General features: G+C 61.8%; 15 protein-coding genes. 11 read left to right on the top strand and 4 right to left on the bottom strand.

The features are described 5' to 3' along the window. The first annotated feature begins 97 nt into the window (after window positions 1-97). Window positions 98-1,132: a thiamine-phosphate kinase gene (thiL, locus tag HDF15_RS17645; protein WP_184257873.1), complete on the top strand. Its 1,035-nt coding sequence runs from the start codon at window positions 98-100 to the stop codon at window positions 1,130-1,132. Then, on the top strand, window positions 1,129-1,713 hold the full coding sequence (locus tag HDF15_RS17640; protein ID WP_184257871.1) for a hypothetical protein: 585 nt from the start codon (window positions 1,129-1,131) through the stop codon (window positions 1,711-1,713). Before thiL ends, HDF15_RS17640 begins: the two co-directional genes overlap by 4 nt. 24 nt (window positions 1,714-1,737) lie before the next feature. Here the strand turns inward: HDF15_RS17640 and rsmD are convergent, their stop codons facing one another. Then, window positions 1,738-2,313, bottom strand: coding sequence for a 16S rRNA (guanine(966)-N(2))-methyltransferase RsmD (rsmD, locus tag HDF15_RS17635; protein WP_184257869.1), 576 nt, complete (start codon window positions 2,311-2,313; stop codon window positions 1,738-1,740). A gap of 36 nt (window positions 2,314-2,349) precedes the next feature. On the opposite strand from rsmD, the gene HDF15_RS17630 reads away from it, so the two are divergent. The 3 genes from HDF15_RS17630 to HDF15_RS17620 all read left to right on the top strand — a co-directional run bounded on the left by HDF15_RS17630 (window position 2,350) and on the right by HDF15_RS17620 (window position 4,764). Next, window positions 2,350-3,456, top strand: coding sequence for a CBS domain-containing protein (locus HDF15_RS17630; RefSeq protein WP_184257866.1), 1,107 nt, complete (start codon window positions 2,350-2,352; stop codon window positions 3,454-3,456). Between the two features lie 56 nt (window positions 3,457-3,512). Continuing rightward, window positions 3,513-4,406 (top strand): 16S rRNA (cytidine(1402)-2'-O)-methyltransferase, encoded by an 894-nt coding sequence (gene rsmI / locus HDF15_RS17625; RefSeq protein WP_184257916.1) that lies wholly within the window; start codon window positions 3,513-3,515, stop codon window positions 4,404-4,406. Window positions 4,407-4,473: 67 nt separating this feature from the next. Beyond that, complete coding sequence (locus HDF15_RS17620; protein WP_184257864.1) at window positions 4,474-4,764, top strand: addiction module antidote protein; 291 nt, start codon at window positions 4,474-4,476, stop codon at window positions 4,762-4,764. Window positions 4,765-4,769: 5 nt separating this feature from the next. On the opposite strand, the gene HDF15_RS17615 is transcribed toward HDF15_RS17620, so the two are convergent. Continuing rightward, window positions 4,770-5,189 (bottom strand): hypothetical protein, encoded by a 420-nt coding sequence (locus HDF15_RS17615; RefSeq protein ID WP_184257862.1) that lies wholly within the window; start codon window positions 5,187-5,189, stop codon window positions 4,770-4,772. 149 nt (window positions 5,190-5,338) lie between these two features. Here HDF15_RS17615 and HDF15_RS17610 point away from each other — a divergent pair, with 149 nt between their 5' ends. The 4 genes from HDF15_RS17610 to moeB all read left to right on the top strand — a co-directional run bounded on the left by HDF15_RS17610 (window position 5,339) and on the right by moeB (window position 8,426). Beyond that, a complete protein-coding gene (locus tag HDF15_RS17610; protein ID WP_184257860.1) occupies window positions 5,339-6,319 on the top strand; it encodes a PLP-dependent cysteine synthase family protein in 981 nt (326 codons plus the stop codon). Next, complete coding sequence (locus HDF15_RS17605) at window positions 6,316-6,750, top strand: Mov34/MPN/PAD-1 family protein (RefSeq protein WP_184257858.1); 435 nt, start codon at window positions 6,316-6,318, stop codon at window positions 6,748-6,750. The genes HDF15_RS17610 and HDF15_RS17605 overlap by 4 nt, the downstream gene beginning before the upstream one ends. A 15-nt stretch (window positions 6,751-6,765) precedes the next feature. Then, a complete protein-coding gene (locus HDF15_RS17600; protein WP_184257856.1) occupies window positions 6,766-7,047 on the top strand; it encodes a MoaD/ThiS family protein in 282 nt (93 codons plus the stop codon). Between the two features lie 149 nt (window positions 7,048-7,196). After that, entirely contained in the window at window positions 7,197-8,426 is a 1,230-nt protein-coding gene (moeB, locus tag HDF15_RS17595; protein WP_184257854.1) for a molybdopterin-synthase adenylyltransferase MoeB, read from the top strand. A gap of 210 nt (window positions 8,427-8,636) precedes the next feature. On the opposite strand, the gene HDF15_RS17590 is transcribed toward moeB, so the two are convergent. Beyond that, window positions 8,637-9,947, bottom strand: a complete 1,311-nt coding sequence (locus HDF15_RS17590) for a homoserine dehydrogenase (RefSeq protein ID WP_184257852.1) — start codon at window positions 9,945-9,947, stop codon at window positions 8,637-8,639. A 22-nt stretch (window positions 9,948-9,969) separates the two neighbouring features. Further along, a complete protein-coding gene (locus tag HDF15_RS17585; RefSeq protein WP_184257850.1) occupies window positions 9,970-10,443 on the bottom strand; it encodes a nucleoside deaminase in 474 nt (157 codons plus the stop codon). A gap of 168 nt (window positions 10,444-10,611) precedes the next feature. On the opposite strand from HDF15_RS17585, the gene allB reads away from it, so the two are divergent. Both allB and HDF15_RS17575 read left to right on the top strand, forming a co-directional pair. Further along, window positions 10,612-12,015, top strand: coding sequence for an allantoinase AllB (gene allB, locus HDF15_RS17580; protein ID WP_184257848.1), 1,404 nt, complete (start codon window positions 10,612-10,614; stop codon window positions 12,013-12,015). A 130-nt stretch (window positions 12,016-12,145) separates the two neighbouring features. Further along, window positions 12,146-12,721 (top strand): peroxiredoxin family protein, encoded by a 576-nt coding sequence (locus tag HDF15_RS17575; RefSeq protein WP_260331161.1) that lies wholly within the window; start codon window positions 12,146-12,148, stop codon window positions 12,719-12,721. The last annotated feature ends 19 nt before the right edge of the window (window positions 12,722-12,740 follow it).

The raw sequence follows: 12,740 nt of genomic DNA, 5'->3' as shown, positions 1-12,740 counted from the left end.
GGCCCTAAAGATCAAGACGCTCTTCTCAGCTAAGGGTTTCCGTAGCCTGGAAGCGCCGCCCCTTCAAAACAAAACTTGCGAAGTATCCTGAGAAGACATGCCTCGCATCTCGCATCCTCGGAGTTCGTCAACGCCCTTGCACGAAGGCGGCGAACTCGCCCTGATTGAACGCATTCGCCGACGGACTGGCGGAGGAGCGTCAACGGCCTTGCGTCTGGGCATCGGCGACGACTGCGCGATTCTGCGTCCTCGTGCGGGAGAAGATCTGCTGGTGACCACGGACTTCTCGCTCGAAGGCCGGCACTTTCGCCGCGATTGGCACTCGCCGCAGTCGATCGGGCATCGCACCCTGGCGCGGGGATTGAGCGATCTCGCGGCGATGGGCGCACATCCTATGGCTGCGTTTCTTTCGCTGGCCCTGCCGCGTGCCGTGGCTCGCGATACAGACTGGCTCGATGGCTTTCTCGATGGACTGCTGGAACTCGCCAAGCAGCATGGCGTGCCGCTGGCAGGTGGGGACACCTCAGAGTCGCCCAGCGAACAGGTGTTGGCCGACATCATCCTGTTAGGCTCTGCGCCGCGAGGACAGGCGTTGCGGCGCTCGGGCGCTCGCGGGGGAGATTTGATTTATTGCACCGGGGCACTCGGCGGTGCGGCGGCGGAGTTCGCGCAGGTACAGGACGGACGTGGAGGAAAGACCCAGACAGCCTCGTCGATGAATCCTCATCTCTTTCCTCAACCGCGATTGGCTGCGGGACAGGCGCTGCTCCGGCGCAAACTGGCGACGGCCTGCATCGATACCAGCGATGGAATCTCAACGGACCTGGCCCACCTGTGCGAGGCCTCGGGCGTAAACGCGGAGATCGACGCAGCCAACCTTCCGCTGCATCCTCTCGCGCAACCACTGAAGCCTGAAGCAGCCTTGAAGGCGGCGCTGCATGGCGGCGAAGACTACGAGCTTCTGTTCACGGCCAAAGCTTCGGTAAAGATGCCGCGCAAGCTGGGCGGCGTGCCTCTTACAGTCATCGGGCGTGTCGTCGCTAAGAAACGCCGTGCGCCTCAAGTGACCTTGATTGCAGCCGATGGCTCGCGTTCCGCGCTTGCGCCGCAGGGCTGGGAGCATCTGCGATGAACGCGATCGTGCACGAAGAGTTTCCTCATACGTGGTCGGTACAGGTATTGGCGGCGCCTCCACTGATTGCCCCGGCAAGGCAGTTCGTCTACCCGCTCTACGTGCCCGGCGAAGAGGATGCCATGGCCCGTGGCGCGCTGCTGTTCAACGTGAAGCCCGCGGCCGGCGGAGTCTTTCTTGCCACCTGCGCGCTGGGGTTCCGCGACCCCTCGCTGCCCTCCGGCGTGTTCGCCTGCCCGCGCGGCGATGACCTGCTCGCGGTTGCCGGAGGCTATGCCTATCTCGTCGACACGCTGCAGCCGGAGCGCTGCCTGCATCTGCCGCTGCGGCCTGTGACACAGATTCTTGCCGCTCCGATTGAAGGCCTTCTGCTGCTGGCAGGCTTTCATCACGTTGCAGCCGTCGGAAACGAGGGATTGCTGTGGGAGAGCGGACGCCTGAGCTGGGAGGGCGTGCAACTTGGCGAAGTCGCAGACGGAAAGCTGCACGGCAGCGGATGGAATATGCGAACGGATCGCGATGTTCCCTTTGCTATCGATCTGCGGACCGGAGAGCATACCGGTGGCGGCTTCACACCGTAGTGCGGGGATGGATTCAGCTAAGAGCTATGAGGAGCTCAGCGAAGAGAGGCTGTAGAAGCTCAGAGCTGCATCGCCTTGCTCGAGAACGCGTGTGCGGACAAGGTTTCCGTAGCTTTCCGAGAGTGGCTTCTTGCGGGAGTGCTCCGCGATGACGACCGCCCCCTCGGCCAGCAGCGTCGCTTGATTTTGTGCGAGGAAGCTCAGGGTTGTGCTGTAGTCTTCGGCAGCCTCGTAGGGTGGATCGAGGAAGACAATATCCGCTACATGCAGATTTTTGACCATCCCGTGCAGGAGACGTCCGGTACTGCGGTCTTCAATCGCATAGCCACCCTGGAGCCTCAACGCTGCGACATTGGTACGAATAGCAGTGACAGCAGCAGGAGCCTTCTCGGCGAACCAGCAGAACTGTGCGCCACGGCTCAGGGCTTCGATCCCTACGGCGCCGGAGCCCGCATAGAGGTCGACGAAGCGAGCGCCCTCAATACGCAGCGCAAGAATATTAAACAGAGTTTCACGGAGCCGGTCGCTGGTAGGACGCGTGGCAAGCCCTCGTGGCGACTGCAAAACTCTTGACCGAAACTTCCCACCGATAACGCGCATCGTCTCCGAGGATACAGCGAGCCTACAATGGAGGCTATGCTGCGTTTTTCGTTTCCGGTTGGCCGGTTCATGGGTGTCGACCTGCGAATCCACATCTCTTTCGCGGTGCTGCTGGCGCTGGCAGTGGGTTATTCCATCGCCGCAACCGGCAGTCCGCTACGCGGCTTTGGCCTTTGGCTGGCGCTGGTATTCGCTGTCGTGGTGCGTGAGGCAGCGCGAGCCATCGTAGCGGCCTACACTGGCATGCACCTGCGTGCCCTGTTTCTTCTGCCCGTCGGCGGTGTCATGGCCATGGCTCCGCGCGAAGACGGCGCTCCTGGCCCAACGCAGGCCATCGTAATGGCCGCGCCGCTGGCCAACTTCGGCATGGGCCTGCTGCTGCTGGGGCTGAGCTACTCCATCGATCCGCATGTACCGTTGCTGGCGCAGCCCTGGATCTCCATCGGCCACATCCTGCGCAGCTTTGTGTGGACGCAGTTCGCGATGGGTGCGGTCAACCTGCTGCCCACCGCAGCCCTGCCTTCGACGCAGATACTGCGTTCGCGCACGGCCGGTGCTAACGCCGCTCCGGCACCGCGGGCGGCAAGGCCTCCCTTTGGATTGGGCACCGCGCTCGCGATTGCGATGCTGGTGGCCGGCATCGTGCTGATGAATCTATGGATCTTCCTGTTCGGCTGCCTTGCCCTGTTCGGAGCCCAGATGCAGGCTCGGCAGACGCTCAACGCCAACGACGACACCATCCTGGTAAGGGATGTCATGCTGACGGAGTTCACTCTGCTGTCGAGCTCGGACACCTTGCAGGGAGCGCTCGATCGCACCCTGCACAGCCTGCAGGACGTCTTCCCTGTCGTGCGTGGAGACCGTCTGGTGGGGTCGGTCTCGCGGCAGACGATTGCGGACCACCTGCAGGCGACGGGAGACAGTTATCTGCAGGGTGTCATGACGCGCGGCCTGCAACTGGCATCGCCTTCGGAAAAGCTCGTGGTCGCGCTGCGGCGGGCAGGCTCTCAAGGAGCGAGTGAATTTATTCCCGTGGTCGAAGACGGAGCGATCCTGGGCATCCTTACGCCGCAAAGCCTCTCGCGCGCGGTGCAGCAGATGAAGCTGACACGCCCGGCCCGCGAGGCACAGGAGCGGTCGTGAGTGAAACAGCGAGTCAGCAAGTCAGCGAGTCAGCGGGTCAGCGGGTTGGTGAGTCGATAGACAAGCCGTTGGCGCCGGGGCTTTATCTGGTGGCTACGCCTATCGGCAATCTTGAGGACATTACGTTGCGCGCCCTGCGGGTGCTGCGTTCGGTGGATCGCATCGCCTGTGAAGACACGCGACAGACAGCGAAGCTACTGGGCCACTTTGGGATTCGGACGCCGACGGTGAGCTATCACCTGCACAACGAAAATGCGCGGGCGAGCGAGTTGATCGAGGCCCTGCGAGCGGGTGGCCGTATCGCCGTCGTCAGCGACGCCGGTATGCCCGGCATCGCCGATCCCGGCGCGACGATTGCTGCCGAAGCCATTGCGGCGGGGATCGATGTGTTTCCTATTCCCGGCGCAAACGCCGCGCTGAGCGCCTTGATCGCCAGTGGGCTGCCCTCGGAGCATTTCAGCTTTCATGGATTCCTGCCGGCCAAAGAAGGCCAGCGGCGGTCGGCGCTGGAGTCGCTGCGCTCTGCCATGGCCCACGCGGAAGAGGCGACCACGCACATCGTGTATGAGACGCCGCACCGCATCGTCGATGCCCTGGCGGACGTTGTTGCGGTCTTTGGCTCGGAGAAGCGTGTCACCCTGGCGCGTGAGCTGACCAAGCTGCATGAGGAGTTTCTTCGTGGCACGGCCTCAGAGCTACTGGCGGAGCTTCGTTCACGGCCCAGCGTGCGCGGCGAGATGGTATTGCTCCTTGCGGGGGAATCGGCGGGAGGGGCCTCGGAAGCTGAGGCTGCAACGGGGCAACCGACACTGGCCGAAGAGGTCGCGGCGATGATGATCGGCGAAAAGATCTCCGAGATGGATGCGCTTAAGCGTGTGGCCAAGTCTCGCGGGATTGGCAAGAGCGAGGCCTATCGGGAGTGGCAAAGGGCGCAGACGCGGCGACGGTAAAGCGTTCGCGCCGAAGTAACCTATGGGTTACAGTATGCACTGGCATCCCAAATCGACGGGAGTGATTATGGCCATATATACAGAACCATTCAATGTCGCAGACTATCTGACCGATGAAGAGACAATTTCGGCTTACCTGACCGAAGTGTTAGAGAGCGACGACCCGCGATATATCGCAAAGGCCCTTGGTACGGTCGCGCGTGCCCGTGGCGGCATGGCGCAGCTCGCCAAAGATACAGGCATTTCACGAGAAGCTCTCTACCGTGCACTGAGCGACACAGGCAATCCAGAGTTCGGCACGGTACTCAAAGTCATGCACGCACTCGGAGTTCGCCTGTCAGCTTCAATCGCGGCCTAAACCGTCTACTCGCGGCCCTTGACCCGGTCGTACATGTAGCTGTCGCTGGTGGTCCCCAGGGCCTCGTTGTAAAGGGTCTGGGCGCCGGCGGCTTCTTTCAGCTCTTCGCTGAACCTGTGGATGTCGCGCAGATGGTCGGCGGTAGCCGGAATCTCCAGGCGGCTGGTCTTGAAAAACTTCTGGTAGCCGCGGTCGAGCAGACGCGCGATCTCGCCGCCGAGCACGAAGCCCGGCCGGGAGACGATGCGCAGCGGCGCGTCCTTGTCCGGCCCCTGGGCGATCTCCGCCGCGCAGCCGTACTTGCTCACGCGATACGCTCCCGAACCGTGGTTTGCACCCGCACCGGCCGGTGCGACATCAAATCTCTCGTTGCCGAGGGAGGACAGTACTTCATCGAAGGTAGGTAACTTTTTTGTCTTTGCCATCGGATCTTCAGACCTGCAATCTCGTTTTGCCGCAGCGATCCTTGGGTTGCAGACCGGCGGAGTTCCATTAGACTCAAATCAACTGTCGCACATCGGCACCAGCGGCTTCAATCGCAGGCCGGAAGAAGCGACCGAATAAACGATTAATCATGACCTCTGCACCTGTAAAAACTTTTGGAACCACGATTCTCGACCGCATCGGCAACACGCCGCTGGTGCGGCTGGACCGCCTGACGCAGCACCTGCCGGGCGTCCAGATTCTGGGCAAAGCCGAGTGGGCGAACCCCGGCGGCAGCGTAAAGGACCGCGCAGCCTCGGCCATCGTCTCGGATGCCCAGCGCAAAGGGCTGCTCACCCCCGGCAAGGCCCTGCTCGACGCCACCTCGGGCAATACCGGCATCGCCTATGCGATGCTGGGCGCGGCCCTGGGCTTCCCTGTCGTGCTGTGTATGCCGTCGAATGTCTCGCCGGAGCGCAAGCGCATCCTGCATGCCTATGGCGCTGAAATCGTATGGACCGATCCCGCTGACGGCTCCGACGGCGCGATTCGCCAGGCCCGCAAGCTGGCCTCCGAACAGCCTGACCGCTATTACTACGCCGACCAGTACGGCAACGACAACAACTGGCGTGCGCACTACTACGGCACGGCCAACGAGATCTGGCAGCAGACCGAAGGCGCGATTACGCACTTCGTCGCCGGACTGGGCACCAGCGGCACGTTCATGGGCACCACGCGGCGGCTGCGCGAGCTGAATCCGAAGATCAAGTGCCTCTCCATGCAGCCGGACTCGCCGTTCAACGGCCTCGAAGGGCTCAAGCACATGGAAACGGCGATCGTTCCGCCGATCTACGACCCGCACCTGGCCGATGCCAATATCGCGATGTCCACCGAACGGGCTTACCTAATGGCCAAGCAGCTTGGCCGCACGCAAGGCTTGCTGGTCGGAGTATCGGCGGCAGCGGCGGTGGCGGCCTCTCTGGATGTCGCCGAAGCGGAGGCCAAGGCCGGCCGTGAGGCAGTGATTGTGACCATCCTCTGCGATTCGGCGGACAAGTACCTGTCTGAACGGTTTTGGACGGAGAAACAGCATCCCGAGTCTTCGGAAAATCTAGGGGGCGACACAGAATGAGCCTGAAGCTCTCGCAGCAGCTCTACGACGAACTCCGCGCCCACGGCGAGGAGACCTATCCGCACGAGTGCTGCGGCATCATGCTGGGCAAGACCTCGGACGAGGGCCTTCACGTGGCCGCCCTGGTTCGCGCGGGCAACACCCGCACCGACTCCGCGCACAACCGCTATCACATTGCTCCACAGGAGCTTATCAAGGCGCAGCGCGAGGGCCGTAAGGCCGGATACGACATCGTCGGCTTCTACCACTCGCACCCCGACCACCCGGCACAGTGGTCACCGACCGACTTCGCCGAAGCCCACTGGTTCGGCTGCAGTTATGTCATCACGGCGGTCGAAAAGGGCGCTGCAAAGATCACCAACTCCTTCCTGCTGACCGGCAAGGGTGAGGACGACAAGGCATTTGAGCCGCAAACCATCGCGGTGGAATAGGCGATAATCAAAGTAATGACGATCAATATCCCCACACCGCTGCGTGCTTACACCGACAAGAAGGAATCTGTGTCGGTAGAAGGCACGACCGTCACCGAAGGGCTTGCCGCGCTGGTTGCGGCGCATCCGGCCATGCAGCAGCACCTCTTTACCCCCGAGGGTAAGCTGCGCTCCTTCGTCAATGTCTACCTGAACGACGACGATGTTCGCTACCTTCCGGCCAAGGAAGAGACCGCCGTCTCGGCGACCGACGAACTGACGATTATCCCTTCCATTGCCGGCGGTTGTTGTCGCTAACCAGCGCGAACACCCCACCCCCCTCCTTCTACCCATCGAATCGCAAGCACTACTGAGAGCATCTGTTCTCTGTAGGCCTTTGCTTTTTTCGGTCATTCTGAGGGAATCTGCTCTCTGGCGACCGTAGCCAGCTAAACTTGAAGGACACCATGAACGCTACACTCGAAGCCCCCGAAACCGCTACCGAACTCCCGAAGCTCTCTAACGAAGAGATCGCCCGTTACTCGCGCCACCTGATCCTGCCCGAGGTGGGCATGGAGGGCCAGCAGAAGCTGAAGGCCGCGAAGGTCCTGTGCGTCGGCACCGGCGGTCTGGGTGCGCCGATGGCGCTGTATCTCGCCGCCGCGGGTGTGGGCACCATCGGGCTCGTCGACTTCGACGTCGTGGACGAGTCGAACCTGCAGCGCCAGATCATCCACTCGCAGGCCACCGTCGGCATGCTCAAGGTCGACTCCGCCGAGGTGATGCTCAAGGGCCTGAACAAGAACACGAACATCGTGAAGCACAACACGATGCTCACCAGCGCCAACGCGCTCGAGATCTTCAAGGAATACGACGTCATCGCCGACGGCACCGACAACTTCCAGACGCGCTACCTGGTCAACGACGCCTGCGTCCTCACCGGCAAGCCCAATGCTTACGGCAGCATCTTCCGCTTCGAGGGACAGGCCTCCGTGTTCGCCACCGAGGAAGGCCCCTGCTATCGCTGCCTCTACCCCGAACCGCCGCCGCCGGGCCTGGTGCCCTCCTGCGCGGAGGGTGGGGTGCTCGGCATTCTGCCGGGTCTCGTCGGCGTTATCCAGGCTACCGAAGTGATCAAGCTGATCCTCGGCATCGGCGAGCCTCTGATCGGCCGTCTGCTCCTGGTCGATGCGCTGGGCATGGGCTTCCGTACGCTGAAGCTGCGCAAGAACCCCGACTGCCCGGCCTGCGGCACTCACGAGATCAAAGAGCTGATCGACTACGACCAGTTCTGCGGTATCCCGAAGCCTACAGAGACCGGCCCGCTTGAGGTCTCCAGCTTCAGCGCCGTTGCCAATCTTCCCGAGGTGGAGGGCATTCCCCAGATCTCCGTCGAGCAGTACAAGGCTCGTCTGGATGCCGGCGATAAACCGTTCCTTCTCGACGTGCGTGAGCCGCATGAATACGCCATCGTGGATATCGGAGCTCCGTTGATTCCGGTCGGCCAGCTTGCCTCGCGTATCGGCGAACTGACGATCCCGAAGGACACCGAGATCGTGGTTCATTGCAAGTCCGGTGCACGTTCGCAGCGGGCTTCGCTCATCCTGAAAGAGAACGGCTTTACCAATGTCTCCAACCTCGTGGGGGGTATCACCGCGTGGGCGGAGAAGATCGACAAGTCGTTGCCGAAGTACTAATTCGCCAGGCTTAAAAGCAAAGGCCCTCACGAGGTGAGGGCCTTTGTTTTTAAGCCTAATGTGATGAGTTGCGAATAGCGCGAAGCGCGTTCCCTGACGCTTTAGCGTCAGGGAACGCGCTTCGCGCAATGGGACAGCGCACCTTAAGTCAATTGCAATAATGACATCCCTTGACGCAACCAGACGCCGATATCTGACCAGCCAATCCTGCTAGTCCGTATCCGGATCATCCACCACAAGGATCTGCAGGCACAACGGCGGCTCCAACATGAAATCCATCGTGCCAATCTCCGCAATGGCCTTATCGAGCGTCGCACTGTTGCAGGGCTCGGTGGTCACCACGAACGGCAGCCTGTCGCCGCCGAATCCGCGATGCTGCAGGATGGAATCGATATTGACTCCGAACTTCGCCAGCGCGCCTGCTATCGCCGCAACGATGCCCGGCCTGTCCGCCACGACGAAGCGCAGGTAGTGCGGCGCGATGACACCCCCCGAAACCTCGACCTTCTTTGCGGGCAGGCGGACGGCATGACTATCTTCGGCCACTGCGCGCACATCGCTCATCACGGCAACGGCGGTCGGATGGCCGCCAGCTCCGTGGCCGCTGAAGACCACATCGCCGCCGAAGCGACCACTGGTGACTACCATGTTCTGTGTGCCATGTGACCACGCGATAGGCGAGTTCTTCGGTACGAGCATCGGGCCGACACGGGCGCTAATTCTGTCACCGTCGATCTGGGCACGCGACACCTGGCGCACCGTGCAGCCAAGCTCCTTCGCGTAGGCAAAATCGACAGCCGAAATCTGGGAGATGCTCTGCGCGGGAACCTCTTCGGGATTGATCTCGGCACGCAGCGCGATCCGCGCGAGGATGCACAGCTTGGCGCGGGCATCGAAGCCATCGACATCGGCCGAGGGATCCGCTTCGGCATAGCCCAGCTTCTGAGCTGTCTTCAGCACCTCCTCGTAGTCCGCGCCGGCCTCCATCGAGCTGAGGATGAAGTTGCACGTCCCATTGACGATGCCGCTGATGCGCGTGATCTGGTCACCGCTCAGTCCCTGCGACATCCCCGGAATGACCGGCACCCCGCCCGCTACCGCCGCGCCGTAGAGCAGTTGCACGCCCTTGCTCGCCGCAAGCTCAAAGAGTGCCGCCCCGCGATACGCGATGAGCTGCTTGTTGGCTGTTACAACATGCTTGCCTGCATTCAGCGCCGAACGCAGCCAGCCTTCGATGGGATCGAGCCCGCCCATCAGTTCGACGACGACATCTACGTCCGCTGCTTCGAGCACGTCTTCGACGCGCTCCGTCCACACGGCATCGGCAGGCACAAACCTTGCGCGTGCATGCGAACGCTTGCGCTCGACGTCGCGATTGAAGATATGCGTAATGCGCACATCCTGTGCTCCCGAGGCAGCGAGCACCTCGGCGAAGGAACTTCCGACCGTTCCAAAACCGAGCAAACCTACGCGCAAAACCTTCTCCGTTGTTCCGTTACCGTTTTCCTGCTCTGCCGTCATTTTTCTCCCTGAATTCCGGTAATCAATAATCCACTTTGAACGGGCTCTTCTCCCACACAACGAAGCTCTCCCAGGCCTGCTCGGGCAGCATGCAAACAATAGGAATCGTGCGCTCGCTCAGAGGCTTCTTCACTTCTTCGTAAAGGCGAGAGTCGTCGAACCCGACCTTTGCTGCATCCGCCGCGGAGTTGCCGTAGTAGATGGCACGGCAGCGCGACCAGTAGAGCGCGGCCAGGCACATCGGACAGGGCTCGCAGCTTGAGTAGACGTCGCAGCCCTCCAGTTGAAAGTGCCCCAGGGCCGTACAGGCATTGCGGATCGCAGTGACCTCGGCGTGCGCGGTTGGATCGTTCGTCGCCGTCACCTGGTTGGCGCCCGTGGCGATCACCTTGCCGTCTTTGACGACGACGGCTCCAAACGGGCCGCCGCGGCCGCTGACAACGTTATCGGTCGCAAGCTGAATAGCCTGCTGCATAAACTCAGGACTTCCCTGCATCGATTCGTTTCCATTCAGCCCCTGAATCCTAGGACATGGAGCAGCATGTAAGTAAGTTATAAGTGTAGAGCCGAAAGAGGGGTATTTGCGCGGTTTTCACCCAATGAAAACCACATTGCAATATTTTTTCGATGCCCAGGTAGCTGCGATGCTGCTCTAATCAGCCTCATGGTACATGCTCTCCATTCGCGACGCGTCATCACCCCCCAGGGTCTGCGCGATGCAGCCGTCGTCATTGACGGTGATTGCATCGCCGCTATAAAGCCCGCCTCCGAGCTCGCATCCGATATACCCGTAGAGGACCTGGGCGACTTCGCTCTGCTGCCCGGCCTCGTCGACACCCATGTCCACATCAACGAACCCGGCCGCACGGAGTGGGAGGGCTTTGCCACGGCCACTCGCGCTGCGGCGGCCGGTGGCTTTACGACGATCGTCGACATGCCATTGAACTGCCTGCCCGAGACAACGGACGTCGATGCCCTGGAGACGAAGCGCAAGGCCGCTCGCGGACAGTGCCTGGTCGACTACGCGCTCTGGGGCGGAGCGGTCGACGGCAACCAGCACGAGCTCGAGCCGCTGGCGCTGGCCGGGGTGCCCGGCTTCAAGAGCTTCCTGATCTATCCCGGCTGCGACGGCTTCACCGCCATCGACCGTGCCAACCTGGAGCTCGCGCTTCCGCATATCGTCCGCACCGGGCTGCCGCTGCTGGTGCACGCCGAGCTTGAGCCTTCCATCAACACCGCCGTCGCGCACCTCAACTCCTCCGGAGCCGACTGGCACCGGTACGCTACCTATCTCGCCTCGCGGCCGGATGAGGCAGAGCTTGAGGCCATCGAGATGCTGCTCGAACTCTGCCGAACCTACAGGTTCCGCCTGCATATCGTGCATCTCTCCACCGCGAAGGCTCTGCCGATGCTGGCGGCAGCCAGGCGCGAGGGCCTGCCGGTGACGGTGGAGACGTGCCCCCACTATCTCCACTGCGCCGCCGAGGAGATTGCCGATGGAGCCACGCTGTTCAAGTGCGCCCCGCCGATTCGCAGCGCGGCCAATCGCGAGGCGCTATGGGAGGCTCTGAGCGAGGGGACGATCGACCTGATCGTAACCGACCACTCCCCGTGCCCGCCCGCTATGAAGCGGCTTGAGGCGACGCAGCTTGGCGAAGAGACCGGGCGGTTCGACGAGGCCTGGGGCGGCATCGCGTCGCTTTCGATTGCCTTGCCCCTGCTCTGGACAGAGTGCGAGCGGCGTGGGCTCTCGCTCCTGCAACTGGCCGAGTGGACCTCGGCCGCGCCCGCTCGGCTCGCGGGACTGAGCACAGAGGTCGGCTCCATCGAGCCGGGCAAGCATGCGAACCTCGTCGCCTTCGATACGTCTGCGAGCTTTACTGTCGTGCCTGAGCTGCTGCACTATCGCCATGCGATCTCGCCCTACATGGGGGAGACCTTGCGCGGCGTGGTGCGCTCCACCTGGCTACGGGGGGAGCGCGTGTTCGAACGGAGCCATTCCGGGCCCGGTGCGTTCCCTGCCGCCCTGCGCGGGCGCGAGTACTCGCTATCCTGTTCGCTCACCTAGTTGTTGCCTCAACGCCTTTGCAGTAACCCTAAAGAGGTTGAGGCTGCGGCTCAGTGAATCTGAATTGCACTGTAACCTTTGGCGAAGAATCGGCTCCAACATGCATCGCTGCAAGATCCGGAGGAGACGTATGCTACGAAGGCAGTTTGGGATTATGCTCACGCTCGGCTTGTTATTTGGTTCTCAACTCTCTCTAGCTCTAGCTCAGACACCGGACATAGGACAAAAGGCGCCGGATTTCGCCTTATCCACGCCGGAAGGCAAGCCAGTCATGCTCTCCGGCTTCGCGGAGAAAGCATCCGTGGTGTTGATTGTTTTGCGTGGATATCCCGGTTATCAATGCCCTTATTGTGTCCGTCAGGTTCACGACTTTGTGGAGAACGCCGGTGGGTTTGCAAGCGCTGGCGCACAAGTACTACTGGTTTATCCGGGGCCCCCTGCCGAACTCGACCTGCATGCAAAAGAGTTTCTGGCCAAACAGAATCCTCTGCCCGAAAATATCCATCTCGTCATTGACCCTGACTACAAATTCACGAATCAGTATGGCCTCCGTTGGGATGCGCCGCATGAGACTGCTTATCCTTCGACCTTCCTGATCGATCGTCACGGTAGGGTGTTCTTCCGCAAGATCAGCAGCGGGCACGGTGATAGAACGACCGCTGCGGACACCTTGACGGAGTTGCAGCGGGCGGAATCGAAGCGTTGACCAAAACCGGGGGGCACAT

It is taken from the genome of Granulicella mallensis, assembly GCF_014203225.1.
GTDB lineage: Bacteria > Acidobacteriota > Terriglobia > Terriglobales > Acidobacteriaceae > Granulicella > Granulicella mallensis_A.
The sequence above is the reverse complement of the archived record's forward strand: the minus strand, read 5'-3'. Positions and strand labels throughout refer to the sequence as shown.